General features: G+C 69.4%; 25 protein-coding genes. 14 read left to right on the top strand and 11 right to left on the bottom strand.

The window, feature by feature from the left end; genetic code table 11:
• Positions 1-9: 9 nt before the first annotated feature.
• From serS to AQI95_RS09385, 3 genes are read left to right on the top strand one after another with little or no spacing between them, the layout of a single operon-like run.
• Positions 10-1302, top strand: coding sequence for a serine--tRNA ligase (gene serS / locus AQI95_RS09395; RefSeq protein WP_067120197.1), 1293 nt, complete (start codon positions 10-12; stop codon positions 1300-1302).
• Positions 1302-2324 carry a glycosyltransferase gene (locus tag AQI95_RS09390; protein WP_067120194.1) on the top strand — a complete coding sequence of 341 codons (1023 nt, stop codon included), beginning with the start codon at positions 1302-1304 and terminating at the stop codon, positions 2322-2324. The genes serS and AQI95_RS09390 overlap by 1 nt, the downstream gene beginning before the upstream one ends.
• Positions 2318-3295, top strand: coding sequence for a hypothetical protein (locus AQI95_RS09385; protein WP_229852581.1), 978 nt, complete (start codon positions 2318-2320; stop codon positions 3293-3295). Before AQI95_RS09390 ends, AQI95_RS09385 begins: the two co-directional genes overlap by 7 nt.
• A gap of 2 nt (positions 3296-3297) precedes the next feature.
• Here the strand turns inward: AQI95_RS09385 and AQI95_RS09380 are convergent, their stop codons facing one another.
• The 4 genes from AQI95_RS09380 to ychF form a co-directional block, all read right to left on the bottom strand.
• The gene (locus AQI95_RS09380; protein ID WP_067120192.1) at positions 3298-4470 is read right to left on the bottom strand and encodes a PDDEXK family nuclease; all 1173 of its coding nucleotides are present in this window, start codon (positions 4468-4470) and stop codon (positions 3298-3300) included.
• Positions 4471-4473: 3 nt separating this feature from the next.
• Positions 4474-5520 (bottom strand): DNA-methyltransferase, encoded by a 1047-nt coding sequence (locus tag AQI95_RS09375; RefSeq protein WP_229852582.1) that lies wholly within the window; start codon positions 5518-5520, stop codon positions 4474-4476.
• Positions 5521-5539: 19 nt separating this feature from the next.
• Positions 5540-6439: a hypothetical protein gene (locus tag AQI95_RS09370; protein ID WP_208614111.1), complete on the bottom strand. Its 900-nt coding sequence runs from the start codon at positions 6437-6439 to the stop codon at positions 5540-5542.
• 580 nt (positions 6440-7019) lie between these two features.
• The gene (ychF, locus tag AQI95_RS09365) at positions 7020-8108 is read right to left on the bottom strand and encodes a redox-regulated ATPase YchF (RefSeq protein ID WP_067120186.1); all 1089 of its coding nucleotides are present in this window, start codon (positions 8106-8108) and stop codon (positions 7020-7022) included.
• 184 nt (positions 8109-8292) lie between these two features.
• Here ychF and AQI95_RS09360 point away from each other — a divergent pair, with 184 nt between their 5' ends.
• Positions 8293-8814, top strand: a complete 522-nt coding sequence (locus tag AQI95_RS09360; RefSeq protein ID WP_208614110.1) for a DUF6542 domain-containing protein — start codon at positions 8293-8295, stop codon at positions 8812-8814.
• Between the two features lie 73 nt (positions 8815-8887).
• Here the strand turns inward: AQI95_RS09360 and ppgK are convergent, their stop codons facing one another.
• The gene (gene ppgK, locus AQI95_RS09355; RefSeq protein ID WP_067120184.1) at positions 8888-9634 is read right to left on the bottom strand and encodes a polyphosphate--glucose phosphotransferase; all 747 of its coding nucleotides are present in this window, start codon (positions 9632-9634) and stop codon (positions 8888-8890) included.
• A gap of 29 nt (positions 9635-9663) precedes the next feature.
• Positions 9664-10680 (bottom strand): 4-hydroxy-3-methylbut-2-enyl diphosphate reductase, encoded by a 1017-nt coding sequence (locus AQI95_RS09350; RefSeq protein WP_067120182.1) that lies wholly within the window; start codon positions 10678-10680, stop codon positions 9664-9666.
• Between the two features lie 73 nt (positions 10681-10753).
• Between AQI95_RS09350 and AQI95_RS09345 the strand changes: the two genes are divergently transcribed.
• The 4 genes from AQI95_RS09345 to AQI95_RS09330 all read left to right on the top strand — a co-directional run bounded on the left by AQI95_RS09345 (position 10754) and on the right by AQI95_RS09330 (position 14513).
• Entirely contained in the window at positions 10754-12124 is a 1371-nt protein-coding gene (locus AQI95_RS09345) for an APC family permease (RefSeq protein ID WP_067120180.1), read from the top strand.
• A 194-nt stretch (positions 12125-12318) separates the two neighbouring features.
• Positions 12319-13527, top strand: a complete 1209-nt coding sequence (xseA, locus tag AQI95_RS09340) for an exodeoxyribonuclease VII large subunit (protein ID WP_067120178.1) — start codon at positions 12319-12321, stop codon at positions 13525-13527.
• Positions 13524-13748, top strand: coding sequence for an exodeoxyribonuclease VII small subunit (locus AQI95_RS09335; RefSeq protein ID WP_067120176.1), 225 nt, complete (start codon positions 13524-13526; stop codon positions 13746-13748). The genes xseA and AQI95_RS09335 overlap by 4 nt, the downstream gene beginning before the upstream one ends.
• Before the next feature lie 174 nt (positions 13749-13922).
• Positions 13923-14513: a malonic semialdehyde reductase gene (locus AQI95_RS09330; protein ID WP_067120174.1), complete on the top strand. Its 591-nt coding sequence runs from the start codon at positions 13923-13925 to the stop codon at positions 14511-14513.
• Between the two features lie 60 nt (positions 14514-14573).
• Here the strand turns inward: AQI95_RS09330 and AQI95_RS09325 are convergent, their stop codons facing one another.
• Positions 14574-15101, bottom strand: coding sequence for a DUF4245 domain-containing protein (locus AQI95_RS09325; RefSeq protein ID WP_079071150.1), 528 nt, complete (start codon positions 15099-15101; stop codon positions 14574-14576).
• 127 nt (positions 15102-15228) lie between these two features.
• On the opposite strand from AQI95_RS09325, the gene glpX reads away from it, so the two are divergent.
• Positions 15229-16263 carry a class II fructose-bisphosphatase gene (gene glpX, locus AQI95_RS09320; RefSeq protein WP_067120172.1) on the top strand — a complete coding sequence of 345 codons (1035 nt, stop codon included), beginning with the start codon at positions 15229-15231 and terminating at the stop codon, positions 16261-16263.
• Between the two features lie 113 nt (positions 16264-16376).
• Here glpX and AQI95_RS09315 read toward each other — a convergent pair whose 3' ends face one another.
• Both AQI95_RS09315 and AQI95_RS09310 read right to left on the bottom strand, forming a co-directional pair.
• Positions 16377-16751 carry a WhiB family transcriptional regulator gene (locus AQI95_RS09315; protein ID WP_079071149.1) on the bottom strand — a complete coding sequence of 125 codons (375 nt, stop codon included), beginning with the start codon at positions 16749-16751 and terminating at the stop codon, positions 16377-16379.
• A 178-nt stretch (positions 16752-16929) separates the two neighbouring features.
• Positions 16930-17664, bottom strand: a complete 735-nt coding sequence (locus tag AQI95_RS09310; protein ID WP_067120167.1) for a DUF1707 SHOCT-like domain-containing protein — start codon at positions 17662-17664, stop codon at positions 16930-16932.
• Positions 17665-17869: 205 nt separating this feature from the next.
• Between AQI95_RS09310 and AQI95_RS09305 the strand changes: the two genes are divergently transcribed.
• From AQI95_RS09305 to AQI95_RS09290, 4 genes are all read left to right on the top strand, one after another.
• A complete protein-coding gene (locus AQI95_RS09305; protein WP_067120165.1) occupies positions 17870-19540 on the top strand; it encodes a fumarate hydratase in 1671 nt (556 codons plus the stop codon).
• A 218-nt stretch (positions 19541-19758) separates the two neighbouring features.
• Positions 19759-20406, top strand: coding sequence for a hypothetical protein (locus AQI95_RS09300; protein WP_067120163.1), 648 nt, complete (start codon positions 19759-19761; stop codon positions 20404-20406).
• Between the two features lie 20 nt (positions 20407-20426).
• The gene (locus tag AQI95_RS09295) at positions 20427-22013 is read left to right on the top strand and encodes a hypothetical protein (protein ID WP_067120161.1); all 1587 of its coding nucleotides are present in this window, start codon (positions 20427-20429) and stop codon (positions 22011-22013) included.
• Positions 22010-22723 (top strand): TIR domain-containing protein, encoded by a 714-nt coding sequence (locus AQI95_RS09290; protein WP_067120159.1) that lies wholly within the window; start codon positions 22010-22012, stop codon positions 22721-22723. Before AQI95_RS09295 ends, AQI95_RS09290 begins: the two co-directional genes overlap by 4 nt.
• 61 nt (positions 22724-22784) lie before the next feature.
• On the opposite strand, the gene AQI95_RS09285 is transcribed toward AQI95_RS09290, so the two are convergent.
• Positions 22785-23711, bottom strand: a complete 927-nt coding sequence (locus AQI95_RS09285; RefSeq protein WP_244188677.1) for a macro domain-containing protein — start codon at positions 23709-23711, stop codon at positions 22785-22787.
• 89 nt (positions 23712-23800) lie between these two features.
• Between AQI95_RS09285 and AQI95_RS09280 the strand changes: the two genes are divergently transcribed.
• The gene (locus AQI95_RS09280) at positions 23801-25162 is read left to right on the top strand and encodes an AfsR/SARP family transcriptional regulator (protein ID WP_244188676.1); all 1362 of its coding nucleotides are present in this window, start codon (positions 23801-23803) and stop codon (positions 25160-25162) included.
• Positions 25163-25264: 102 nt separating this feature from the next.
• Here the strand turns inward: AQI95_RS09280 and AQI95_RS09275 are convergent, their stop codons facing one another.
• Positions 25265-26770 carry a ricin-type beta-trefoil lectin domain protein gene (locus tag AQI95_RS09275; RefSeq protein WP_067120155.1) on the bottom strand — a complete coding sequence of 502 codons (1506 nt, stop codon included), beginning with the start codon at positions 26768-26770 and terminating at the stop codon, positions 25265-25267.
• Positions 26771-26868 lie beyond the last annotated feature (98 nt).

The following is a 26868-nucleotide window of genomic DNA, read 5'->3' as shown; positions in this document are numbered from 1 at the left end:
ACCCCAGCCATGCATGATGCTCGCGCCCTGATCGACATGGGGGCCGAAGCGGTACGTCGGCTCGCTCGACGCGGTTACTCCCTGGACCTGTCCGTCCTGGAGGACCTCCAGGCCCGGCGGAACCAGAGCATTCGTGTGGCCGACGAGCTGCGGGCGGAGTCCAAGCGCGTGGCCAAGGAGGTCCAGGAGACCGCGAAGCAGGGCGGGGATATCTCCAAGCTGAAGGAGCGGGCCCGCGAGATCAAGGACCAGATTCGGGAGATCGAGGCCGACCAGGAGAAGGTCCAGGACGACCTCCGCAACCTCCTCCTCAGCATCCCGAACATCCCCGACGACAGGGCCCCGGATGGCGACTCTGAAGAGTTCGCGGTCGAGGTCCGCCGAGTAGGGACTCCGCCGACCTTCTCCTTCGAGCCGAAGGACCACGTCGATCTTGGCGAGGCCACCGGAGTCCTCGACTTCGCTCGGGCGACGAAGCTCTCGGGCCCCCGTTTCGCCGTCTCGCGCGGAGCAGGCGCAGCCCTTGAGCGGGCACTCGTCACGCTCTTCCTCGACGTTCATACGCGTCGGCACGGCTACGTCGAGCACTCGGTTCCGTTCCTGGTCACCCGCAAGACGATGACCGGCACGGGTCAGCTGCCGAAGTTCGAAGAGGACCTGTTCAAGACCGGCGTCGCGGATCGCGAACTGTTCCTGATCCCGACTGCTGAGGTCCCGCTCACCAACCTCTACGCCGACGAGATCATCCCGCCCGGGGAGCTGCCGCTCGCCCTCACGGCTCAGACGCCGTGCTTCCGCTCGGAGGCCGGCTCGTACGGCCGCGACACCCGGGGCCTCATCCGCCAGCACCAGTTCACCAAGGTGGAGATGGTGCGGATCTGCGACCCCGAGGATGCCGACGCCGAGCTGGAAAAGATGATCGGCCACGCTGAGGCGTGTCTGAAGGAGCTGGGCCTCGCGTACCGCGTGATGACCCTCGCCGCAGGCGACACGGGCTTCTCCGCCCAGCTCACGTACGACCTGGAGGTGTGGCTTCCCAGCCAGAACACCTACCGCGAGATCTCGTCGGTCTCGAACTTCGGCACCTTCCAAGCGCGCCGCGCCAATATCCGCACCCGTGGCGCGGACGGCAAGCCCAAGCTGGTGGCCACGCTCAACGGCTCGGGCCTTCCGATCGGCCGCACCCTGGCCGCGGTGCTCGAACAGGGTCAGCAGCAGGACGGCTCGATTGTCCTGCCCGAATCACTCGTTCCCTACCTCGGCTTCCGCCGTATCTCGGCGGACGGAACCCCGGAGGCATAGTGCTCGTCGGCGTCTGCGACTTTCCTGGTAGCTACGCTTTTCCCCCAGCCGGATACGGCGGGATCGAACGATGGCTTTGGGCGGTCGCGGTAGGCGCCCGTGCCGCAGGCGCCGACGTGCATCTCCTTGGGCCGGGATGGCTCCAGGATCTGGAAGCCGACTGGGCCCGCAAGCCGGTTCGCCTTGAAGATGTCACCGCGGGCTCACTGGCCGAGCGTGAGCTCAAAGCGGCCGGCTATGACCTCCTGGTCGTCGGCCATGAGTACCCGTCACTCCCTGCCTGGGTGCGAACCTGGAGCCAACTGGGCGGGGACGTGGCCACGTTCCAGCACTCCCCAGTGTTCCAGCACACCGAATCCGCATTCGACGGCAAGCGGTCCCGGCTGTATTGCTACTCGCCCGAGATGATCGAGCGGTACGCGGCTCACCAGCCGATCCCTGAGCTTGCTGTTCACCTCGGCCTCAACGAGGAGGAGCCGCCCTCGGCCGCTGGGCAGGATCTTGTGTGGCTGGGTCGAATAGACGAGGAGAAGGCCCCGCACCTCGCGTTGAGAGCAGCCCAGATACTCGGCCGTCGCATTCGCATCGTTGGGCCTGTCTTCGACGAGGACTACGTACGCCGGTACGAGAAGCTCTTCACGGCGGATCACGTCGAGGTTGTCGGCGAAGTCGGCGGCCCGGCGAAGACCGCCGCTCTCCGTGACGCGTCGACATTCGTCTACACCTACGCGCGTACATACGTGGAAGCTGGAGCCGCAGTGTTCGGCGAGTCCCTGCGAGCTGGAACCCCGATCGCGGCCCTTGTCTGGCGCACGGGGACGTGCGCTGAAGCCGCCCTGTGTGACCAGACCGGGGCGATCACTGTCGTCGACCCAGGTGTGGACGACGAGACGGCGGCGATCAGCCTCGCTGAGGCCATCGAGCAGGCCGAGGCCCTCGACCATCGCCAGGTGCAGTCCATCGGGCAGCACCGCTTCGACCCCGCACGGCATTTCGAGGGGATGGCGGCTCGCCCGTGCTGAGTGGCTCCCCGACCACGCAGATCACCGGGGTACTCCGGAAGGCGTTAGGGCCTCACTGGGAGTTCTCCCTCGACGGGGATGCCTTGGAGATCCACCACCCTGATCGCGGCACCCCGTACCGGCCTCCCCGGCGTCCGCCTTCCTGGGCAGGACTGCTCGGCACGCTCGAAGAGGGCTTCGCTGCACAGGGCATACGACGGGATGCCTGCCTGCCCCTCCGGTGGGGGCGCGAGACCGAGCTGACCATCTCGGCCGTCCAGGCTCTCGACCCCCTCCTGAAGGAGGGCCGCCCTCACACGTACCGCCGAGGGTTCATCCCGCAGCCCGTTGTGCGCTTCACGGGCCAGCGCACCGAGTCCGGAGAGCTGCGCGACGGGTTCCTGACCTCGTTCGTCAACGTCTCCTGTGTCCAGCCCCTAGACGGCGTTGACGGCTACGGGGAGACACTCGACGCCTGGCTGTCGGTGCTGTCCCGACTCGGCTTTCACGCCCGGCACATCAGCATCTACGGCCGTGTCCAGGTGTGGCAGCGCCGCCAGGTCAGGGGAATCACCCTGCGGTTTCGGCACCTGGACCTCACCCTCGGCGACATCGTTCTCCTCTGGCACGCCGAACACCCACAGCGCCTGGCGGTCGACCTGGGAACGAGCCTTGAACGCTTGGCCTGGGCGCGCACGCGAGAGGCATGGCCCAGGCTCGTCTTCGGGCCGCTCGCCGAAGCAGCGCCCATGGCGACCCTCGACGCCATACGCACCGCGACCCTGTTGCTCGGAAGCGGCATCAGGCCCGCGCCGAGAGGTGCCGGGGGCATAACTCGCCGAGTCATCGGCACAATCGACCATGAGCAAGTGCGGCTGGGCGTAAGCGCCGCAGTTCGGTCATCCCACCAGTACTGGACGAACTTCGAACCGCTCCCCACTCCCTGGCCGGCAGTAGCTGCCAGCATTGAGGGCGAGTGCAGCCGCACCTGATCTCATATCTTCGTCTGCCCCGGGGAGACGCCGCTCGCCTTGCGTTGCCTGCCCTTTGGCGCGGGGCGAAGCTCCGGAAGGTACTTGGCCAGCCGCATCGTGATTGTTTCGCGCAGGCGACCGACAGACCCGCCGGTTGCCAGCGCGGCTTCCGGCGAAACGTCCAAGGTGTAGTGGCTGAGGGCGGCTGCATCGGTCCCGATCACGCGCCACAGGTTCAGCGCATTAGGGGTCTGTGTCTGCGACTGTTCGACGTCGAACACATAGATCCATGCCGGCGGGTTGTCATCGGGCTGCTGACCGTCTTGCACCAGTCGCCACGTGCCGTCCGTGTGCTGGACCAGATCGGGGCGACCCAAATGCCGCTGCCAGCTCTCCCAGACCGCCCGCGGGATCGCGAAGATACATCCAGCCGAGGCATCGTGCGCCCCGATCTGAAACTTGAACATCATCTGGTAGAAGGTGCGCTTAAAGGCATTCGCGATATTGGGACCCTCAATGCCTTCTGCGAGCCACTGAGGGTGGGACGCGACACTCTCCCCGAACTCCCCCTTATGCGCGTGACGCGCCCAGCGAAGAAGCTCCACAGACTTCCTGTATGTACCGTGGAAGTCCATGGTCTGGATTTCGAAGATCCCGTACCGACCCACGGTTAGCGCACCACCGGAGTCGGACTTCATCTCGATCATTGTTGCATCGAAGGAGAATTCGGGGGATCGATCTGTGGGACTGATCGAGATTTCCCCGCCGAGCTTGTTCTGGAAGTAGACGATCGAGGGCTTTCCGTCAGCGACACGCTTGCGCAGCTCGTCGGCCGCACCCTTGTCCGCCAGAACAGTGGCCGCGATGATCTTCACGTCGTCGCCTGCGGTATACCCGAAGAGTCGGTGCGCAGCATCTTGAAGCATCGAGTCATCCAGGGCGCGGAACGGACATGCCAGCCAGTCCTGGCGGGTTCCGTTGCTCGTGCTGCTAATTGTGCAGACACCCTTGGAATTCTTCTGTTTGACGCAGTCGGTGTTCTTTCCGGTCGCCCTAGTGATGAACGGGCAACGCTCGGCCTCCTGGTCACTGAGGCTCTCCGGCGTCTCGGCGACTATCGGAAAAACGCGATGCCCGAACCACTCGCCGATGACATTATTCGCCGCCTTGTTGGCGGCACCTCCCCCGGTCAACTGCTATTCCCCTACTCCGTCGTCGAATGAAAGCTGCTCTTGCTGAAGTGCAGCTGCCGCATTTTTCACGGCGGCCTGATGGAAAGACTCTCCCAGTTCAAATCCGATGGCGTTGCGACCTGTGGACGCGGCGACAGAAAGCGACCTACCGGTCCCACAGAACGGATCGAGCACAGTCCCCCCGGGAGGGCACGACGTCAGGATTCGCGGCTTGATGAGGTCGATAGGGAACGTGGCAGAGTGGCCGTCAGAGCCGGACCGGACGCCGGTCTTGACTACGTCACACGCTCCCTCCTCCGCTTCATCGACGTCGTAGTACACGACGTCTTGCGCTCCACCCTCGACTTCTTCGAAGTCGTAGTAGTACTTGGCACGACCTTCCTTCGGTCGCTTCACGAAGTGGAAGAAGTGTTCGTGCGTCAGGCGAAGTCGATCCTTTTCCGGCCGAGGGGGAACGTTCGGCTTGTGCCAGATGAGGTCATTTCGCAGGATCCACCGAAGGTCCTGCATCGCAATGGCGAAGCGGGCGGGGATGAGGAGCATCTGCTTCTCCTGACGGTACCCACCCATCGGCGTACGCCGTCGCGAGCGCGGGTTGTCGCCGAGCCCTTGGCGCCCGTCATGGCGAATGCTGGACCAACGGGCAAAGTAGGTGTCGCCGATGTTGATCCACATGCTGCCCTGGGGCTTCAGCGCTGCGGCGCCTCGCTGGAGGATCTCGACGAGGTGGCCGATGAACCACTCCGGAAGCGGCTCCAGTCCGAGCACCCCGCCGTGCTTCCGGTACCACTCGTAGGGCGGCACGTCCGTCTGTACTCGCGAACTGTCCTCAGCGAGCCACTCCTTGAGGATCTCCTCGTTGTGCTCCAGGCCATAGCTGCGGAGGCCCCAATAAGGCGGGGAGGTGATCAACAGGTCGACAGACTCCGGAGGAAGGTCCGCCATGAGGTCATAGGCGTCCCCACGGTGGACCTTGATCCGAGCACCGCTCGGGCCCTCGTTCGCCTCGGGCGTTGTGCTCTGAGTCATCTCTTCTACCTGTGCTACCACGCAGAGCAGCCTAGAGGGTCTATCGGACAGTGGCGAACAAGTGGGCACTACTCTGGCCCGCCAGACCAGGCTCCTCCGCATGTCGGACAACCGCGTCAGCGTCGTCCGAGCGCGCCGAGATGACGGCCTCGACGACCTCACCTATCGCAACCCGCGGGATGTTGTCGTGGCCCTCGACAGTCTCGATCTCGGTGACAGCCGTCACCGTGTCCGTCTGGGGGTCGGTGACGGTCACTGCGACCGTGGCGGGCAGGGCGTCCGGGGTCTGCTCAACGGGTGCCGTGACCTCCACGGTAACGGTCATGTTGTCGGCCATCTGCGATTCCGCGGTGACCGTCACCGTTCCCTCTTCGGGTTCGTGAACGACATCCCATGTCGGCTTGGTGCTGGGGTCAGCGACTTGGGCCATCCAAAGCCGGAACGGGAGCAGGTCGCCGATCACCTTCTCCACCTGGTCGGGAATGAACGCGTCGAGTTCGTCGGTGAGCTTGCGATTCTCCTTGTCCTTCCCCTTACCGGAAGTCGCGGAGGACTTGCCGCCCGCTCCGCCCTTTCCGGAAGGGTGCTGCTCGCCCTTCTTGCGATTCTTCTCCGCGTTCTTGGCATCTTGTTCTTCTGCGGGGGCGACTTGGCGATACAGGGGGCCGCTGGCGAGGACGTGTGCCTCCTTCCCGTCCAGCGTGGCCGGAGGGCCCACAGGCGGCTGCTGCGGCTTGGGCCGATCCGGCTCGCTTGACTCGTCAGAGCCGTAGGCGAGGTCGTGAGCCTGCTCCTTGGTCATGCCTCGGTGGAGAGCTTCCTTGATGACGGCTTTGCGCTGCTCTTCGGTCAGCTCGACGCCGGCCACCCCTCCATGGCCGTCAAAGAATGTAGGCACACGGCCTTCGTCGGGAGTCTCGGCCAGAACGTCATTGTCCACCGGCTCAGCCTCATGAGGGGTTGAGTCGGGCATCGAGCGCGTGGCCCGCCGAGCGGACTCGTTCACACTCGATTCCTGCATGGCCAGCGTGCCCGAGAAGGCGACCGCGCTCGCGAGCATCCCGTACCCAAGCAAGGCGGCCCCCCTCTGTGGTTCCCCCTTACCGGGGAGCGCGAGGACGCGAGAAACGAGCGGACGGCGAATAGCCATGTGGACCCCCTGTCGTCACGGAATGATGGCTTCCGGACCAGTAGAACAGGGAACGAGTGTTCGAGTCGAGGGAGTATTTGCGCTCATTCCGAAGTCATCCTCCGGTTGCAGGAGAAACCCACCCGAAGGATGACGTGAGCGGCGTTACCGACGAGTCATCAGCTGTCGCCATCCCAGCACGGGGCGCCCCCCAGAGATCCAGCACCAACCCAGCACGGTGCAGACGATGAGGGGTGACGAGAGGTGACGAGGTGTCAGATTATCCAGCACCGATCCAGCACGGGAAAGACTTAGGGGCCCGACCTCGAAAGGCCGAACCCCATCTGACCTGCATGTTTGCCAGATCAGCGACGTGGTGGTATGTCACCCGCTACACATTGAAGCGGAACTCCACCACATCCCCGTCCTGCATCACATACTCCTTGCCCTCCATGCGCGCCTTGCCCTTGGCTCGGGCCTCGGTGACCGAGCCGGTCTCGACCAGGTCGTCGAAGGAGATGACCTCGGCCTTGATGAAGCCCTTCTGGAAGTCGGTGTGGATCACGCCGGCTGCCTCGGGGGCCGTGGCGCCCTTCTTGATCGTCCAGGCGCGGGACTCCTTGGGGCCGGCCGTGAGGTAGGTCTGCAGGCCGAGGGTGTCGAAGCCGACGCGGGCCAAAGTGGCGAGGCCGGGCTCGTCCTGGCCGACCGACTGCAGGAGTTCCAGGGCCTCGTCCTCGTCCAGTTCGGCGAGGTCCGCCTCCAGCTTGGCGTTGAGGAAGATCGCCTCGGCGGGGGCGACCAGGGCGCGCTGCTCGTTCTTGAAGTCCTCGTCGGTCAGTTCGTCCTCGTCGACGTTGAAGACGTACAGGAACGGCTTCGTCGTGAGCAGGTGCAGGTCGTGGAGGAGTTCGTTGCGCTCGGTGCCCTGGACGATGCCGTGCGTGAAGAGCGTGTCGCCCTTCTCGAGGATCTCCTTGGCCTCCTCGACCGCCTTGACCTTGGGGGCCACGTCCTTCTTGATCCGCGACTCCTTCTGGAGGCGCGGCAGGACCTTCTCGATGGTCTGCAGGTCCGCGAGGATCAGCTCGGTGTTGATCGTCTCGATGTCGTCCTTCGGCGAGACCTTGCCGTCCACGTGCACGACGTTCTCGTCCTTGAAGGCGCGGATGACCTGGCAGATCGCGTCGGACTCACGGATGTTCGCGAGGAACTTGTTGCCGAGGCCCTCGCCCTCGGAGGCGCCGCGCACGATGCCGGCGATGTCGACGAAGTCGACCGTGGCCGGAAGGAGGCGCTCGGAGGAGAAGATCGAGGCCAGCTTGGCCAGGCGGGCGTCGGGGACGCCGACCACGCCGACGTTCGGCTCGATCGTGGCGAACGGGTAGTTGGCCGCCAGCACGTCGTTCTTGGTCAGGGCGTTGAAAAGGGTCGACTTGCCGACATTGGGCAGGCCGACGATTCCGATCGTGAGCGACACGTTGCGACTTCCCGTAGATGAGTGGGCCAGGGGGTGCCAGGGGCCAGAGACCGACACTGACCGATCCCCCAGTTTACGGCGTCTGCGCCCGGCGGCTCGCGGGAGCATCGAACGCCTGGCCAAGCTCTTCTCACCGGCGTGTCTGATGGGTGATTCGACACATAAGCAGACCTAAGTTGGACCAGTGGAGCAACACAGATCGCGACCCTCGCACAACGGACCGCGACGTGGCACGCCGCAACCCGCGCACCTGCCCTCGCAGGCGCGGCGCAGGCCGGGCGGGGAGGGCAGATACGGGGCGCGGCAGGCACGGGGCGGGCGGCCGCTGCCGAACCTCCGGCTCACCGGACTCGGCTGCGGACTGTTCTGTACCGTGGCGATGTTCCTGCTGGGCTGCCTGGACTCGGTGCTGTTCGGCGGGGCCCTGACGGTGTACGGCGTGCTGTTCCTGCCGGTGTGCGTGCTGACCGGGCTGTGGGTGCGGGCCGGGGACGTGCTGTCCGCACCGGTGGTCGTGCCGATCGCCTTCGCCGTGGGGCTGGTCCCCGTCGTCGACGGGGGCGGGGGGCTGCTCGGCCGGCTGATGGGGCTGTTCACCGGGCTCGCCACCCAGGCCGGCTGGCTGTACTGCGGGACGCTCCTCGCCGGAGTGATCGTGCTCGTCCGCCGGGTGCGGTGGGTGCGGCAGCGCCGGCGGCGGATCTAGGGCCTCGCCCTCGCCCTGGCCGGCGCCGTCCCCTGCGGTGGCCGGGGGCTCGCCGAACGCGGCCCCCGGTGCGCTACGCCAGCTGGGCCGCTCTCATCGCCGCTCCCACGATCCCCGCGTTGTTCTGCAGCTGGGCGGGGACGATCTCGGCTCTGATGCCGTCGAGGAAGTGCAGGAACTTGTCGGCCTTGCGGCTGACCCCGCCGCCGATGATGAACAGCTCGGGCGAGAACAGCATCTCCACATGCGCCAGATACTTCTGGACGCGCTGCGCCCAGTGCTCCCAGCTCAGTTCGTGGTCTTCCTTGGCCTTGCTGGAGGCCCGCTTCTCGGCGTCGTGGCCGCCCAGCTCCAGGTGGCCCAGTTCCGTGTTCGGGACGAGGACGCCGTCCACGAAGACGGCGCTGCCGATGCCGGTGCCGAAGGTGAGCAGGATGACCGTGCCCTTGCGGTCCCGGCCGGCGCCGAACTCCATCTCGGCGACACCCGCCGCGTCCGCGTCGTTCAGGACGACCACCGGGAGGCCGCCCAGTCTGCCGCTGAACAAGGCGCGCGCGTCCGTGTCGATCCAGCTCTTGTCGACATTCGCCGCCGTAAGGACCGTGGCGCCGCCCGCGACCACTCCGGGGAAGGTCAGACCGACCGGGCCGGTCCAGCCGAAGTGGTCCACGACCTGCTTGACCCCGTCGGCCACACCGTCCGGTGTCGCCGGGTGGGGGGTGAGCACCTTGCAGCGCTCCTGGGCCAGGTCGCCCTTGTCCAGGTCCACAGGGGCGCCCTTGATCCCGGATCCGCCGATGTCCACGCCGAAGATCTGCATGGCACCACGTTACGACGCGGGACTGACAGTCACGCCTCGGCGCCGTCCGCGGCCCCCGTCCCGCCGCGCTCGGCGACCAGGGTGGCCGCCTCCTCGCGCAGGTCGCGGCGCAGCTCCTTGGGCAGCGAGAAGGTGATGGACTCCTCGGCCGCCTTGACGATCTCCACGTCGGCGTAGCCGCGCTCGGCGAGCCACTCCAGCACCTGCTCGACCAGGACCTCCGGGACGGAGGCGCCGGAGGTGACGCCGACGGTGGTCACGCCCTCCAGCCAGGCCTCGTCGATCTCGGCGGCGAAGTCGACCAGGTAGGCCTCGCGGGCGCCGGCCAGCTTGGCGACCTCGACGAGCCGCTTGGAGTTGGAGGAGTTGCGCGAGCCGACGACGATGACCAGCTCCGCCTCGGAGCCCATCTGCTTCACGGCGAGCTGGCGGTTCTGCGTGGCGTAGCAGATGTCGTCGCTGGGCGGGGAGACGAGCCCGGGGAACTTGGTCTTCAGGGCGTCGACGGTCTCCATGGTCTCGTCGACGGAGAGGGTGGTCTGGGAGAGCCAGACGACCTTCGACTCGTCGCGGACCTCGACCTTGGCGACGTCCTCGGGGCCGTCGACGAGCTGGATGTGCTCGGGGGCCTCGCCGGAGGTGCCGATGACCTCCTCGTGGCCCTCGTGGCCGATCAGGAGGATGTCGTAGTCCTCGCCCGCGTAGCGGACGGCTTCCTTGTGGACCTTGGTGACCAGGGGGCAGGTGGCGTCGATGGTGGCGAGGCGGCCCTGCCTGGCCTCCTCGTGCACGACCGGGGCGACGCCGTGGGCCGAGAACATGACGATGTTGCCCGGCGGCACCTCCTCCGTCCGTTCGACGAAGACGGCGCCCTTCTTCTCCAGGGTCTGCACGACGTACTTGTTGTGGACGATCTCGTGCCGGACGTAGATCGGCGCCCCGTACTGTTCGAGGGCCTTCTCGACGGCGATCACGGCGCGGTCCACACCGGCGCAGTAGCCACGGGGGGCGGCGAGCAGGACACGGCGGCCAGGCGAAGCGGTCATGCGTCCCATCGTAAGGCCGCGTTCGGCGGTCCAGAGATCGCGTCCCCGGTGCCGTGCGGGGAGGCTGGTTGCCATGTCCGACACGGAGACCGCGGCTTCCCCGACGGATGAGCACCGGCGGCTGCGGCGCAGCCTGGGCCTGCGGGACCTCGTGGTCTACGGACTGCTCTTCATCGCCCCCATGGCGCCGGTCGGCGTCTTCGGTACGCTGGACGCCAGGTCGCGCGGGGCAGTGGCGCTGGTGTACGTGGTGGCCACGGTCGCCATGGGATTCACCGCATTCAGTTATGCGCAGATGGTGCGGGTCGTGCCGCAGGCGGGGTCGGTGTTCGCCTACGCGCGCGCGGGGCTCGGCGAGGGGGCCGGGTTCATCGCGGGCTGGATGGCGATGCTGGACTACGTCCTCATCCCGGCGGTGGCCTACCTCTTCTCCGGGATCGCGATGAACGCGCTGGTCCCCGAGGTGTCCCGGTGGGTGTGGACCGCGCTGGCCGTGGTCGTGACGACCCTGCTGAACCTGTGGGGTGTACGGGCGGCGGCGCTCGCGGGTTTCCTCGTCCTGGTGATGGAGATCGTCGTCCTGCTGGTGTTCGTGGTGGCGGCGCTCGTGGTGCTGGCGCGGGACGGGGCGCACCGGGGCCTGTGGTCGCCGCTGTCGGGGGACGGCACCCAGGGCCCCTTCACGCTCGCGGCGGTGATCGGCGCGGTGTCGGTGGCGGTGCTGTCGTATCTGGGCTTCGACGCGATCGCGTCGTTCGCCGAGGAGGTCACCGGGGGGTCGGCGAAGGTGGCGCGGGCGCTGCTGTTCTGTCTGGCGCTGGCGGGTGTGCTGTTCGTGGCGCAGACGTACCTGGTGGCGCTGCTGGAGCCGATGACGTCGGCGCAGCTGGTCGCCGACCCCGGCAAGCAGGGCGCGGCCTTCTACGACGCCGTGGACGCCTCCGTCGGCGGCTGGCTGCACGATCTGGTGGCTGCGAGCAAGGCGATCGGGGCGGCGTTCGCGGCGCTGGCCGGGCAGGCCGCGGCGGGGCGTCTGCTGTTCGCGATGGGCCGGGACGGGCGGCTGCCGCGTGCCCTGTCCCGGACGGATGGGGGCGTGCCGCGGGTCGCCCTGCTGGTCGCGGCGGTGATCACGCTGCTCGCGGCGGGGTGGGCGGCGCGCCGGGACGACGGCCTGGACAAGCTGGTCTCGGTGGTCGACATCGGCGCGCTGACGGCGTTCACGCTGCTGCACGCGAGCGTGGTGGGCTATTTCGGGGTACGGCGACGGGGCGGGCGGGTGAGCTGGTGGCGGCATGTGCTGGTGCCGGTGGTGGGGGCGGCGATCACGGTGGCGGTGATCGTGGAGGCGAGCGGGGTGGCGCAGGTGGTGGGGGCGGTGTGGTGGGGCATCGGGGGGCTGGTGCTGGTGGGGCAGCAGGGGCGGGCGGGGGCTGCTGGGTAGCTGAGCGGCGAGGGGGCTGGGGGCGGGTTTCCGCCCGCCCGCGCCGGCGGGGTGCCGGTGGCATGACGGCCGGCGGCGGTGCGGCTCCGGAGGTGCGGGGAACGGCGCGACCAGCCATCGCGTGGCCGCGGTCGGGCGTCGGCCCGCGGGCCGACGGCGCTCGACTGTCGGCACCGGCCGTTACGCTCGACCGCATGGCTGTGAACACGACCCCCGAGGCCCCCCTGCCCGTGGGCGAGGTCTCCCGGATGATCGGGGGCTGGATCGACCGCCTCGGCGCGGTGTGGGTCGAGGGGCAGATCACGCAGTTGTCGCGGCGGCCCGGCGCCGGGGTCGTGTTCCTGACGCTGCGGGATCCGTCGCACGACATCTCCGTGAGCGTGACCTGCTATCGGCAGGTGTTCGACGCCGTCGCCGATGTCGTCGGCGAGGGCGCCCGCGTCGTCGTCCTGGCCAAGCCGGAGTGGTACGCACCCCGGGGCCAACTGTCCCTGCGCGCCGCCGAGATACGGCCCGTCGGCGTCGGCGAGCTGCTGGCCCGGCTGGAGCGGCTGAAGAAGGCGCTCACGGCCGAGGGCCTGTTCGCGCCGGAGCGCAAGAAGCCGCTGCCGTTCCTGCCGCAGCTGATCGGGCTGGTCTGCGGTCGCGCCTCCGCCGCGGAGCGGGACGTGCTGGAGAACGCCCGGCACCGCTGGCCCGCCGTCCGCTTCGAGGTGCGCAACGTCCCGGTGCAGGGTGTGCACGCCGTCGTGCAGGTCGTGCAGGCCGTCAAGGAGCTGGACGCGATCGAGGACGTGGACGTCATCATCGTCGCGCGCGGTGGCGGCAGCGTGGAGGACCTGCTGCCGTTCTCCGACGAGCAGCTCGTGCGGGCCGTGGCCGAGTGCCGTACGCCCGTCGTCTCCGCGATCGGCCACGAGCCCGACAACCCGCTGCTGGACCACGTCGCCGATCTGCGCGCCTCCACGCCCACCGACGCGGCCAAGAAGGTGGTGCCGGACGTGGGCGAGGAGTTCGAGCGGGTGCGGATGCTGCGGGACCGGGCCAGGCGGTGCGTGGAGGCGTTCGTGGAGCGCGAGGAGCGGGGGCTGGCCCATGCCCTGGCCCGTCCCTCGATGGAGGATCCGCACCGGATGCTCGACGAGCGCGCCGACCAGGTGGCCTCCCTCGTCGAGCGGAACCGGCGCACCCTCGGGCATCTCCTGGACCGCGCGGACTCGGAGCTGACGCACACGCACGCGCGCGTGGTGGCTCTCTCCCCGGCGGCCACGCTCAGACGCGGATACGCGGTGCTGCAGAGGGCCGACGGGCATGTGGTGCGCGGCCCGGACGAGGTGACCGGGGGCGAGGCGCTGCGGGCCCGTGTCGCCGATGGCGAATTCACAGTGAAGGTAGGCGAATGACCGGCAAGGTGGACGAAGCGCTCTCCTACGAGCAGGCGCGGGACGAGCTGATCGAGGTCGTACGGCGCCTGGAGGCGGGCGGTACGACGCTGGAGGAGTCCCTGGCGCTGTGGGAGCGCGGCGAGGAGCTGGCCAAGGTGTGCCGGCGCTGGCTGGAGGGGGCACGGGCCCGGCTGGACGCGGCGCTCGCCGAGGAGGCCGAGGAGGAGGACGCCGAGTAGGCGCCCGCGTCCGGCCCGGTGGCGTGGGCATCCGCGCGTTCGAGGCTGTGAAGCGGGTCACCACACCCCGACCTTTGTTGAAGGTTGAACTTCACTGGCGTATGGTCGTCTCGTCAGCCGATCCGGACCACGGTCCGGTACGTCGGATCACGGCGCCAGCTAGGAAGTCCACGCATGTCTCTCGTTCTTGACCCCGCCGCCCAGGACCTGCTGTTCCGCGAGGCCCGCACCGCGAACACCTTCACCGACGAGCCGGTGACCGAGGAGCAGGTCCAGGCGATCTACGACCTGGTCAAGTACGGCCCCACCGCCTTCAACCAGTCGCCGCTGCGCATCACCCTGGTCCGTTCCACCGAGGCCCGCGAGCGCCTGGTGCAGCACATGGCCGAGGGCAACCAGCCCAAGACCGCCACCGCCCCGCTGGTCGCGATCCTCTCCGCAGACAACGAGTTCCACGAGGAGCTGCCGGCCCTCTTCCCGCACTTCCCGCAGGCCAAGGACGTGTTCTTCAGCGAGCGTCCGGCCCGTGAGGGCGCCGCCGCGCTGAACGCCGCCCTGCAGGCCGCGTACTTCATCATCGGCGTCCGTGCCGCCGGCCTGGCCGCCGGCCCGATGACCGGCCTCGACTTCGAGGGCGTCCGCAAGGAGTTCCTGGACGACGACCACACCCCGCTGATGGTCGTCAACATCGGCAAGCCGGGCGCGGACGCCTGGTTCCCGCGTTCGCCGCGACTGGCGTACGACGACGTCGTCACGACCGTCTGAGACCCCCGTACGGCAAGAGGCCCCCGGCGATGCCGGGGGCCTCTTGCCGTATGTGCGGGCTCACTGCGTCTTCAGCGCCGCCGCCAGCTTCGTCAGCTCCGAGAAGGACGCCGTACCGGCCACCACCGTCGTGGAGCCCGGCGTGCCGTTCAGGACGAGGGCGTCGTAGCGTCCGCCCGTGCAGCGGGTCCAGGTGTGCCCGCCGATCGTCTCGGTCTGCTTCGTCACCGACCCGCCCTGGCTGGCCTCGTGGATGAAGTCGGCCGGCTTTTGGGTGGACTGCTCGATCTGCACGTACTGGCTGTCCGGGGTCTGGAAGCCCAGGTGCCAGCTGTCGCCGTTCTCGCCCTGGAAGCGCACGGAGGTCGCCTTCCAGGCGCTCGGCAGACCCTCGGGCGCGGCCACCGGATAGCTCGCCGCGCGGCGGGCCGTGAGCAGCTCGACGCGGTAGTCGACCCGCTTGAGGTCGGGTGCGCGATCGCTGTGCGGGATGGCGAAGAACCAGATGATCACCGCCGCGATGCCGATCACCGCCAGGGAGAGAACCATGTCCCGGGCCGTCTTCTGCTTGCCGTTCGAACCTGCCACGCCCTCTATCGTCGCAGGTACCCCAAGCGCTCATCCGTGGGGTCCCCTGCTCATTTTGTCTGCCTAACGATAGAGTCAGGGCCAACACCCTCATCCGGCCGTCGTCGTATCAGAAAGGTGCGCTCCGATGACCGAAAATCATCATCTCCCGTCCGAGCTCGATGTTCCCTCCGAGGCTCCCGACCGCAACCTCGCCCTGGAACTCGTCCGGGTGACCGAAGCCGCCGCCATGGCCGCGGGGCGCTGGGTGGGGCGCGGTGACAAGATCGGCGCCGACGGTGCCGCGGTGCGCGCCATGCGAACCCTCGTCTCCACCGTGTCGATGAACGGCATCGTCGTCATCGGCGAGGGCGAGAAGGACGAGGCCCCGATGCTCTTCAACGGAGAGCACGTGGGCGACGGCACCGGTCCGGAGGTCGACATCGCCGTCGACCCGATCGACGGCACCACGCTGACGGCCAAGGGCATGCCGAACGCGATCGCCGTCCTCGCCGCCGCCGAGCGCGGCGCCATGTTCGACCCGTCCGCCGTGTTCTACATGGACAAGCTGGTCACCGGCCCGGAAGCGGCCGACTTCGTCGACATCGACGCCCCCGTGGCCGTGAACATCCGGCGGATCGCCAAGGCGAAGAAGGCCACGCCGGAGGACGTCACCGTCGTCATCCTCGACCGGCCGCGCCACGCGAGCCTGATCAAGGAGGTCCGGGACGCCGGCGCGCGCATCAAGCTGATCTCCGACGGCGACGTGGCCGGCTCGGTGTACGCGCTGCGCGAGGGCACGGGCGTCGATCTGCTGCTCGGTGTCGGCGGCACGCCGGAGGGCATCATCTCGGCCTGTGCCGTGAAGTGCCTGGGCGGAACGATCCAGGGCAAGCTGTGGCCCAAGGACGACGCGGAGCGGCAGCGGGCCATCGACGCCGGGCACGATCTGGACCGTGTGCTCACCACCGACGACCTGGTCTCGGGCGAGAACGTGTTCTTCGTCGCCACCGGGATCACCGACGGTGAGCTGCTGCGGGGCGTCCGGTACCGCTCGGAGACCGCGCTGACCGAGTCGATCGTGATGCGGTCGAAGTCGGGGACGGTGCGCAGGATCGATTCCGAGCACCGGCTCAGCAAGCTGCGGGCCTACAGCGCGGTCGACTTCGACCGAGCCAAGTAGGTCCGGGGGCGCGCGGCGCCTCGAGCGGGCGTCCCCTGTGCGGAGGGGGCGCCCGCTTTCGACGCGCTGGCGTGCCAGAAGCCGCGCGGCAGGCGGGAATCCGACGACAGGCCCTAGCCCGCCATGCGGTTCGCCGTCGCCCTTGCCGCCTTCTTCAGCTCCATCTCGCGGCGGCGGCGCCTCGCCAGGACCACTCGGCGTTCCGCTGCCGTGAGGCCGCCCCACACGCCGTACGGTTCGGGCTGGAGGAGGGCGTGTTCGCGGCACTCGACCATCACCGGGCAGCGGGCGCAGACGCGCTTGGCCGCCTCCTCGCGCGACAGCCGGGCGGCGGTCGGCTCTTTCGACGGCGCGAAGAACAGGCCGGCCTCGTCTCGCCGGCACACCGCCTCGGTGTGCCAAGGAGCGTCTTGATCCCTGTCTCGCACTGGCACCCGCTGGGCCGGAACGGCAGCGACCTGCAGGGACGAATGCGGCGGTTGCAGCACGGTCTACTCCTGACGACGGCTTCGCGAGCGAGAGACGATGCAGCAAGCCCTACCCGCTGTGCGCGCGCCTATGCACAGCGTTCCAGGCCGCCGGCGCGCGGCGGCTCGTTCGCGCCCCTGCCGAGGCGGCCCGGGAGGAGCGGAACCTTCCGTCCGTTCATCGGCTGATTCGCGAGCGTCAACGCCCCAGGTGTTTGCGCAGCTTCCGGTCGACCTTGTCCTGGACGCGCTCCAGCTTGCGGTCGACCTTGCTCTGCACCCGGTCCAGGATGTCCGCCACGCGCTTGCCGCGCCTGGGGCGTGCCTCGACATTGCCGAGCACGGCCCAGCCGTCGACGTAGACGACCGGCGCGTCGGGCTCGACCGGGTCCAGCGTGTCCACCTCGAAGTTGCCGAGGACGCCGCCTCCGGTGCCGCGCAGCGTCACGTTCTCCGGGACGTGGATCTGGATGTCCCCGAAGACCGAGACGGCCTTGATGACGACCTGCTGATACTCGAAGATCGCCTCGCTGAGGTCGATCTCGACGCTCCCGAAGACCGAGTACGCGTGCAGTCGGCGCCCGGCGCGCCAGCGGCCGCGGCGCACCGCGCTGCTGAAGACGGCGACGACATTGGCAGCGGCCTCGTGCGGTATCGCGCCCGGGGCGGGGCGGGGCGGGACCGCGGTGTAGGCGGGGCCGGTGGGGCGCTGGTGGGCGGCGGGCAGGTCCCGGATGAAGACGTCCAGCTCGCCCACCGTCTTGGCGTGCAGCACTCCCTCGACGCGCTCGGCGTGCTCGTCGGCGGTCAGCCGGCCCTCGGCGAGGGCCTCGCGCAGGATGTCGGCGATCCGGTCGCGGTCGGCGTCCGAGGCGCGCAGTTCGGTGACGCCCGGTGCGGCGTCCTGGGTACGGGCGGGCTTCTGAAGGTCCACGACGGCAGCGTACCGAAACGCGATAGATCGCGACTAGGGGTGTGGACGACTCCTGGCGTGTCGCAGCGTCCGATCCCGCCACTGAGCCCCACCTCACACGCACTGAGCCTTACCTCACAGGTTCCGTGCCGGTGGCAGGTTCTAGGCTGGTGAGGCCCGCCAGCGTCGGCGGGCGGCCGTCCGTCAGAGTGAGGAATGGGCTGAGATGCCTGAGTTCGCGTACACCGATCTGCTCCCCCAGGGAGAGGACACCACCCCGTACCGGCTGGTGACGTCCGAGGGCGTCTCCGCCGTAGAGGGCCCGGACGGGCGGACGTTCCTCAAGGTGGAGCCGGAGGCGCTGCGCAAGCTGGCCGAGGAGGCCGTCCACGACATCCAGCACTATCTGCGGCCCGCGCACCTCGCGCAGCTGCGGCGCATCATCGACGACCCCGAGGCGTCGGGCAACGACAAGTTCGTCGCGCTGGACCTGCTGAAGAACGCGAACATCGCGGCGGCCGGCGTCCTGCCGATGTGCCAGGACACCGGCACGGCGATCGTCATGGGCAAGCGCGGGCAGAACGTCCTCACCTCGGGCGAGGACGAGAAGCACCTCTCGCACGGCATCTACGACGCCTACACCAGGCTGAACCTGCGCTACTCGCAGATGGCTCCGCTCACCATGTGGGAGGAGAAGAACACCGGCTCCAACCTGCCGGCCCAGATCGAGCTGTACGCGACCGACGGCGGCGCCTACAAGTTCCTCTTCATGGCCAAGGGCGGCGGCTCCGCCAACAAGTCCTTCCTGTACCAGGAGACGAAGGCGGTCCTGAACGAGGCCTCCATGATGAAGTTCCTGGAGGAGAAGATCCGTTCGCTCGGCACGGCCGCCTGCCCGCCGTACCACCTGGCGATCGTCGTCGGTGGCACCAGCGCCGAGTACGCGCTGAAGACCGCGAAGTACGCCTCCGCGCACTACCTGGACGAGATCCCGGCCGAGGGTTCGGAGCTGGGCCACGGCTTCCGGGACAAGGAGCTGGAGCAGAAGGTCTTCGAGCTGACCCAGAAGATCGGCATCGGCGCGCAGTTCGGCGGCAAGTACTTCTGCCACGACGTCCGCGTGGTCCGCCTGCCCCGGCACGGCGCGTCCTGCCCGGTCGCGATCGCCGTCTCCTGCTCGGCCGACCGCCAGGCGGTCGCGAAGATCACCGCCGAGGGTGTCTTCCTGGAGCAGCTGGAGACCGACCCGGCGCGCTTCCTGCCGGAGACGACCGACGAGCACCTTCAGGCCGACAGCGACGTCGTCGAGATCGACCTCAACCAGCCGATGGACACGATCCTCGCCGAGCTGACCAAGTACCCGGTCAAGACCCGGCTGTCGCTGACCGGCCCGCTGGTCGTGGCCCGCGACATCGCGCACGCCAAGATCAAGGAGCGGCTGGACGCGGGCGAGGAGATGCCGCAGTACCTGAAGGACCACCCGGTGTACTACGCGGGCCCGGCGAAGACCCCCGAGGGCTACGCCTCCGGTTCCTTCGGTCCCACGACGGCCGGCCGCATGGACTCCTACGTGGAGCAGTTCCAGGCGGCGGGCGGCTCCAGGGTGATGCTGGCGAAGGGCAACCGCAGCAAGCAGGTCACCGACGCGTGCGACGCGCACGGCGGTTTCTACCTCGGCTCCATCGGCGGCCCGGCCGCCCGCCTCGCCCAGGACTGCATCAAGAAGGTCGAGGTCCTGGAGTACGAGGAGCTGGGCATGGAGGCCGTCTGGAAGATCGAGGTCGAGGACTTCCCGGCGTTCATCGTGGTGGACGACAAGGGCAACGACTTCTTCCAGGACCCGGCTCCCCAGCCGACGTTCACGTCGATCCCGGTACGGGGTCCCGGGCTGGCCTAGCCCGCGCAGCCGCACCAGCAGCCGTACCAGGGGGGTTCCCCGCCCCCCCTTCCCCCTTGCAGAGCCCCTGGCCGTCCGCCAGGGGCTCTGCCCGTGGATCGGAAGCACATCGGAAGCGGCGAAACCGGCTCATGCCCGGTGGTTGTCGGGCAAGGTGGCTCCGTTCGTACCGAAGAGACGAGCGAGACCCGGCGGTCTGCCGGGAGCTGCGAGGACCCATGAACCACACCTACAAGCCACCGGGCTTGTTACCCTCCGCCGGCCAGGAACGGACATGTGCGCTGATCATCGCCGGTGTCCCGCTCCTTCTGATCCTGCTCACCGGCGTACTGCCCCAACTGGCCTCCGACAGCGGCGGATCCACGGGCACGACCGTGGACGGCCGGGGCGGCTACTCCTACCAGCCCTCCGCCACGGATCCGGTGACACCGGACCTCTCCACGCCGTACGGCGCGACGCCCGGCGCGCCCACCTCCGGCGCCACCTCCGACGCCGACACCGGCACCGGCCTCTCCCCGAGCCCGGCCGGCACGGAAGCCGCGCAGAGCCCGACCGTCACAGAGCAGACAGAGAGCACCGACGGTCCCGGCGCGACGGTCCAGCGCTTCTTCGAGGCCATCAACACCCGTGACTTCCGGACCGCCTGGAACCTCGGCGGCAAGAACCTCGACTCGTCCTACTCGTCCTTCGTGTCCGGCTTCGCCGAGACCCGGCAGGACGACGTCACCATCGGCTCCGCCGACGGCACGACCGTCCCGGTGAGCCTGGTCGCCACGCAGGACGACGGCACGCAGAAGTCGTACAGCGGCCGGTACACCGTCGTGGACGGGGTCATCACCGGCGCCTCGATGACCCCCGCCGGCTGAGCAGAGCGGAGCACGAAGACATGGCGAGTGACATCCTTTCCCTCCCCGCTCCGCCGCCGGAGCCGTCCGGGCCGCTGCCGGGACGCCCGTCCGGCGACGCCACGAGCAACGCCACCCGGCTGCTGTGCGCCGGCACCTACCTCGACCCGCTGTACCGGGCCACCGTCATCCGCGAGCTGTTGACCCACCGGTTCAGGGTGGTGGCACCGTCGTACGGCTACGACGCGGTTCCCGTGCTCGCGCACGCCCTGGCGGCGCGCCGCCTGCACCGGGCCCGGCTGGCCGTCCTCGGTGCGGGCCTCGTCGTCACGTCCGTCCTCGTGGGGACCGGCGTCCTGAACGCGTTCGCCGGGTGGCTGACCGCGCTGTGGCTGGTGTGGGTCACCGCGTACCTGCGGCGGGTCGTCACCCTGCAGACGCTGATATCCCGGCTGCGCGGCCGTACCGGCCAGGCGGGCCGGACGGACGGGTTCGACGGCTCCTATCCCGAGCACCCCCTGCTGACCGCCGAACTGGTGGCCAAGATCGACCGGGAGCAGATGTCGGACGGCAGCCTGGTCCGCTACGGCGGCTACAAGCCGTTCGTGGGCGCGGGCGAGCCGGTGCGGCGCTGGTCCACCGCCGAGCTGCTGATCGGGGCGCCGACCCCCGCCTTCGAGCATCACCAGCGCTTCCCGGGCACACCCCCGGACGCCGTCGTGAACGGCCAGGAGCCGAAGCGGCGGGAGGTCATCGCCTTCACCGCCGCGGAGATCACCGCCTATGTCGCCGAGCGCATGACCGCGGACCTGCGCGACCGGGCACGCGCGTCGGAGCGGATCGACGGACTCGCCGTCGAGCGGAGCACGTTCACCACGGCCGTCACAACCCGTCTCGGGGCGTGGGAGCCGACCCGGGACAGCCGCGACGACGGCTGGGAGGACCGGTACGGCTCCCAACGCGCCTATCTGTGCGTCCGCGTGGGTTCGTGGAACCAGGAACTGGTCACGACGGCGTTCGTCGGCTTCGACCTCAAGGGCAACACCCTGCACACCGAGTTCTACTCCTACGTGCTGGCACCCATCCAGGCGAGCTTCCACCTGGTGGACCGGCTGCCCGCCGCCCTGAGCGGCCGGCTGCTGCTCAGGGTCGCCTGGCACACCCTGCGCAGCACGCCCGAGGCCGCGCTGCGCCCCGCCCTCGCCCGGCTGCGCGCCGTGCTGCCGGGCCTGTTGCCCTGGCGCTGGAACAAGACCCGGATCCGGGTGCTGCAGCCGCCCGACACCAGCGAGTTCCGCCTCGGCCGCTACGCGGACACGGTGGTGAACCGAGGGGCGCTCACGAGCATCCGGGAGATGGCCACCAGCGACGACTTCCACGTCTTCTTCCAGGAGACGGACACGATCAAGTACACGCAGATCGTCGAGCGGCAACTGCTGCAGGTCGTCCGTGACTTCCTGTACGAGCACAACGTGGACCTGGCGGAACACGAGGCCCGCCAGACGAACATCCTCAACAGCTACGGGGACAACAACAACTTCGTGAACAACAACAGCGGCACCGTCAACTCGGGGACACAGAACTTCCATCGCGGCTCCGACGGCGGCCAGGGGGCGGGAACCTCATGAGCGGCACCGGCAACGACTACGGGCACAACAACAACTTCGTGAGGGACAACAGCGGCAGCGTCAACTCGGGGACACAGAACTTCTACGACGGCCCTCCGGCCGCGGCCCGCCCGGCCGCCCCGGTCCAGGGCTCCGCCGGTCCCTCCCCGGACCGCAGCCGCAACGTCTTCGTCGTCCACGGCCGGGACGAGGAGGCGCGGCTGAAGGTGTTCGACCTGCTGCGCCTGCTCGATCTGCGCCCCCTGGAGTGGGAGGACCTGGTCAGAGCCACCGGCAAGACGGCGCCGTTCCTCGGCGAGGTCATCGCCGGGGCCCCCGCCCAGGCCCAGGCGGCGCTGGTCCTGCTCACCCCGGACGACGTCGTCCAGCTCCATCCGGACCTGCGGGGGCCGAACGAGCCGCCGTACGAGAGCGAGCCGACCGGTCAGCCCCGGCCGAACGTGCTGATCGAACTGGGCATGCTGCTGATGGCCTACCCGGAGCGCACGCTCATGGTGGAGATCGGCGCGCTGCGCCAGATCTCCGACATCGGGGGCATGAACGTCATCCGGTTCGACGGCTCGGCGACCGCGCTGGGCAAGATCGTCGAGCGGCTGAAGCTGGCGGGCTGCCGGGTCAACGACACCGGCTCCGACTGGCGCCAGACCTGGCCGTACCGCCATCTGTCGGCGTACGCCCGCACCGGGCGGGCCGTGCCGCCGACCCGCTGAGCCGCGGTACGGGCCCGCTGGCCGGGGGACGGGCCCGCACCGCACCAAAGGGTGCCCGGTGTCAGACGTGACGCCGGGCACCCGCCGCGAGGCCGGCCAGGAACGCGCCGGTCTCCGGCAGGTCGATCCGGCCCAGCTCGCCGGGGCGGACCACCACGTGCAGTTCGCGGCAGACCGCCCGTTCCCACGAGTGCGTGACGAACGACAGCAGGATCAGCCGCAGCAGGCTGTCCTCGTCGAGGTCGTGCAGCCGGGCGAGCCCCGCGCCGGTCAGCGGCATGGTGACCCGTTCCAGCTGGGCGTGCCGGTGCACGGCGTCCCACAGCCGGTCCAGGCCGAACCACAGGTCGTGCACGCTGGAGGAGGCGACGCAGTCGTTGCCCATCCGGCTGTAGGCGACGGCGAAGACCAGCTGCGGCCGGTGGCCGAGGGCGGCGACGGTCCCGATCGGATACCGGTCCCGTTTGCCCCGCGGTTTGTCCCGCTCGCTCTCGCGCGCCACCGGCGCCACCCCGTCCAGCGCGGCGGCCAGCTCCGCGTCCAGCCGCCGGGCGTTTCCCGCGTAGCGGCGGGCGAGCAACTGCCCCTGCACACTGCCGTCGTTGATGACGACGCCGTCGGCCACCAGGGTGTCGAAGGTGTCGGTGAACCCCACCACCAGATGGCCGGGCCGGTCGAAGAGGTCGCCCTCCTCGACCACCACCGTCATACCGGGGCGCCCGAACTCCTGCCGCACGGCGGACTGCGGCCGGGTCCGGGCGAGACCCCAGGCCAGACACAGGGCGACGGAACCGGCGAGGACCGGTCCGGGACGGGACACACAGCCGGGGAACAGCTGCCCGACGAACTGCACGACGGCCGACACGGCCCCGAAGGCCGCCAGCACACTGCCCGCGAACATCCGCCGCCCGCGCCGCGATCCGGGAAGCCGGAGACGGAGCCGGAGACGGGCGGAGCGGAACGGCGGGAGCGGACCGGTCAATCGCATGATTCCCTCCATTGTCCCTTGCTACGCTGACGCACAGTCACGCTGCGGAGGGGGCGAAGCGCGTGCATACCCGCATATCTCGCGTACGCGTGAGCGTCCTGGGCCCCGCCCGACTGGACGTGAACGGCGCTCCGGTACGCCTCACCCCGCTGACGGCCCGTCTGCTGGTGCGTCTGGTCGCCGCCGAGGGCCAGGCCGTGACCGCGCGCCGGCTGTACCGGGACGTCTGGCAGCAGACCGTCGAACTGCCGCGCCAGGAGCTGCGCAACCGCAACGAGGTGCAGAAGCGGATCCTGGAGCTGCGGCGCGCCTTCGACCTCGCCGGGCCGGGGCACGGCGCCCGGATCATACGGACGGGCCAGCTGCCGTCCGGACACGGCATCCAGAGCACCTACCAACTGGATCTCACCGAGGCCGAGTTGGACAGCACCGAGTTCACCCGCCTGGTCGGCGACGCACTGCGCGCGGCACCGGCGTCGGCCGTCCGGCTGCTCGCGGAGGCGCTGCGGCTCTGGCGCGACCGGCCGCTGCCGGAGGTGCACGGCGAGGAGTTCGCGAGCGCACCGGTCCGGCGGCTGACCCGGCTCCGGGAGACCGCACTGCGGGAACTGATCGACGGACACATCGCGCTCGGCCGCTACGACCTCGCCCTGCCGGTGGCGGAGCAGCGGGTCCTGGAGCGGCCCGACGACCCCGAGGCGGCCGCCGTCCTCGCGGGCCTGAACGCCCGGATCCGCGCGCGGTACGGCGGTGAGCTGCTGCGCCACACGCTGGGCGGGCTGCGCGTGGACGTCGCCGTGGTGCGCGGCGACCTGTTCGACCAGGAGGACGCCAATCTGGTCGTGGGGTTCTCCGACACCTTCGACACGTTCGCCGACGACGTCGTGATCAGCCGGGAGAGCGTGCAGGGCCAGCTGGTCGACCGGCTCTTCGAGGGCCGGCACAGGCTCCTGGACGACAAACTGCGGCGCGGGCTCGGGGAGTTCACCCCGCTCGCCACGGAGAGCGTCCGGGCGAAGCGGCGCGGTCGGCGCGTCCGCTATCCCGTCGGTACGGTGGTGGCGGTGCCCGTCGGCAGGCGCCGTGTCTTCGCCCTGGCCTACTCCCGGCTGGGCAACGACCTGCGTGCCCGGTCCGGCCCGGACGACCTGCGACTGAGTCTGGAGCGGCTGTGGCCGTCGGTCGCCCGGCACGGGCTGTTCAAGCCGGTGGCGATACCGCTGATCGGCGCGGGCCTGTCCCGCATCGTCGAACTCGACCGCACCCAGCTCGTGCTGCTGATCGTCGAGACCTTCACCCAGAGCCTGCGGCAGGATCCCGCCGTCTGTCCCGAGCTGCGCATCGTCTTGCGCACCGACGACCTGGAGCGGACCGACCTGTCTGCGGTCGAGGCGTTCCTGCGGGGGGCGGGCGAGCGGGGGCCGGCCTCCCCGCCGGCGGTGCTGCGTTGACCCGGTCACTCCCCCAGCAAAGGCCTGCCGCCGCTTCCGCCGACAGCGGTCGCCCGCTTCCGGAACGCTTCCGGAAGCGGGGCCGTTCGTGCTTCGCGCCGGTCAGCTGAAGCGCTGGGCGGCCGAGCCGTCGCAGTCGCGCAGTCTGATCCGGTCCTCGGGCGCCGCCTGTGTGAGGCACATCCCCGTCGCCGCCGCCGGGCGAAGGGTCCCCGACCGGCGGACGAACTGCTGGTTCGTGCCGCCATGGCAGTTCCAGACGATCAGGCCGGTACCGGCCGTGTAGCTGCCACCGGGTACGTCCAGGCACCGGTCATGGGTCAGCTCCAGGTGCAGGGAGCGCTGTGCGGGGTCGTACCACCAGCCCTGGTTGCGGCCGCCGTGGCAGTCCCAGCCGATCACCTCGGTGCCGTTCGCGCTCGAACCCCCGGAGGCGTCGAGGCAGTTCCCGGTGGCCTGGTCGGTCAGCGGCCGGAAGGCGTCGTCCCAGGCGCCCGGGTACAGCTTGGGGCTGCCGGTGCTCGCCGGGTCGGCGCAGCCCGCCTCGCGGTAGCCGGAGTCGTAGAACTGGGTGAGGCAGGAGGCGAAGGCGCCGTGGCCCCGGTAGTCGGGGTGGAAGGACTGGCGCAGCGAGTTGGAGTCGGGCGGGAAGGGGTTGGTGAGGTCGACGTACAGGCCGCGCGCCCAGGTGTCCTCCATGCAGACCTCGTGGCCGTGGAAGAGGCGGGAGTCGTCCAGGTAGTACGCGCCGCTCCGCTCGGCGGCCTCGCGCATGCCGCGTTCGAAGAGCGGGACGGCGGTGTCGCGGCCCCAGGCGGCGTCGGAGTCGTACCCCATGCAGCCGCCGAGGAGTTTGCCCGGGAAGTTCGGGTTGTCGTGGATGTCGGGGCCGATGGGGCTCGGGTAGCCCATGAGGACGAGCCGGTAGTCGTCGTCGCCGTAGCCGGCGTCCCGCATGACCGTCTTCAGGTCGGTGACGGTCGCCTCCACCTTCGGGACCAGGCCGTCGACGCGGGTCTGCCAGCCGGGGCCGTACGCGGGTCCGCAGGGGCCCTGGAGGGTGATGTAGCGGGTGACGCAGTCGGTCATGACGGGCCCGAACTGGAGATCGTCGTTGGCGCCGACGACCAGCACGATCATCTTGATCCGGGTGTTGCGGGCCTTGACGGCGAGGCTGTCGCTCTGCACGAGTTCGTCGGCGTACTGCTTGCTGCCGCCGATCCGGATGTTGCCGGTGGAGGCGCCCGAACAGGCGACGTTGTACGTGATGTCCGCGGGGATGCCGGTGCGGTGGATGGCGGAGTCGGGCGAGCGGTGGCACCAGTTGTCCGGGCCGTCGGTGCCGGGCTCGTAGGTGCCGACGCCCTCGCCGGAGATCTCGCTGTCGCCGAGGGAGATCAGCGCGGTCCTGCGGTCGGCCAGGGGCCGCTCGGCCGGGTCGCCGTAGAGGGCGGTCGCCTCGGCGGCCCGGATCCGCTCCAGGCCGGTCGGCAGCGCGACGGCGGCCCGGGCCGCGTGGGCGGCGGGGGCCGTGAGGCCCGCGAACACGGTGGCGGCCGCCGCGACAGCGACGGCCGTACCTCTGATCCTGGATCTGACGCGTGGCATGACGCCTCCCCGAAGCAGGTGTTACCCCGGGTATTTACTGGCGGGTAGCCGCAGAGGGAATACGCATGCGACGACATGTGCTCCCTTTTTCGGAGGTA

It is taken from the genome of Streptomyces yokosukanensis, from assembly GCF_001514035.1.
Taxonomy (GTDB): domain Bacteria; phylum Actinomycetota; class Actinomycetes; order Streptomycetales; family Streptomycetaceae; genus Streptomyces; species Streptomyces yokosukanensis.
Note: the sequence above shows the minus strand (reverse complement) of the source record. Positions and strands in the feature narration are given on the sequence as shown.

Bases quoted from the DNA above. Each gene is read 5' to 3' on its own strand.
- AQI95_RS09290 (WP_067120159.1), top strand. From the start codon at position 22,010: ATGAGCGGCACCGGCAACGACTACGGGCACAACAACAACTTCGTGAGG.
- AQI95_RS09275 (WP_067120155.1), bottom strand. From the start codon at position 26,770: ATGCCACGCGTCAGATCCAGGATCAGAGGTACGGCCGTCGCTGTCGCG.
- xseA (WP_067120178.1), top strand. From the start codon at position 12,319: ATGGCTGTGAACACGACCCCCGAGGCCCCCCTGCCCGTGGGCGAGGTC.
- AQI95_RS09330 (WP_067120174.1), top strand. From the start codon at position 13,923: ATGTCTCTCGTTCTTGACCCCGCCGCCCAGGACCTGCTGTTCCGCGAG.
- ppgK (WP_067120184.1), bottom strand. From the start codon at position 9,634: ATGCAGATCTTCGGCGTGGACATCGGCGGATCCGGGATCAAGGGCGCC.
- AQI95_RS09350 (WP_067120182.1), bottom strand. From the start codon at position 10,680: ATGACCGCTTCGCCTGGCCGCCGTGTCCTGCTCGCCGCCCCCCGTGGC.
- AQI95_RS09295 (WP_067120161.1), top strand. From the start codon at position 20,427: ATGGCGAGTGACATCCTTTCCCTCCCCGCTCCGCCGCCGGAGCCGTCC.
- AQI95_RS09335 (WP_067120176.1), top strand. From the start codon at position 13,524: ATGACCGGCAAGGTGGACGAAGCGCTCTCCTACGAGCAGGCGCGGGAC.
- AQI95_RS09345 (WP_067120180.1), top strand. From the start codon at position 10,754: ATGTCCGACACGGAGACCGCGGCTTCCCCGACGGATGAGCACCGGCGG.
- AQI95_RS09300 (WP_067120163.1), top strand. From the start codon at position 19,759: ATGAACCACACCTACAAGCCACCGGGCTTGTTACCCTCCGCCGGCCAG.
- serS (WP_067120197.1), top strand. From the start codon at position 10: ATGCATGATGCTCGCGCCCTGATCGACATGGGGGCCGAAGCGGTACGT.
- AQI95_RS09305 (WP_067120165.1), top strand. From the start codon at position 17,870: ATGCCTGAGTTCGCGTACACCGATCTGCTCCCCCAGGGAGAGGACACC.
- glpX (WP_067120172.1), top strand. From the start codon at position 15,229: ATGACCGAAAATCATCATCTCCCGTCCGAGCTCGATGTTCCCTCCGAG.
- AQI95_RS09285 (WP_244188677.1), bottom strand. From the start codon at position 23,711: ATGCGATTGACCGGTCCGCTCCCGCCGTTCCGCTCCGCCCGTCTCCGG.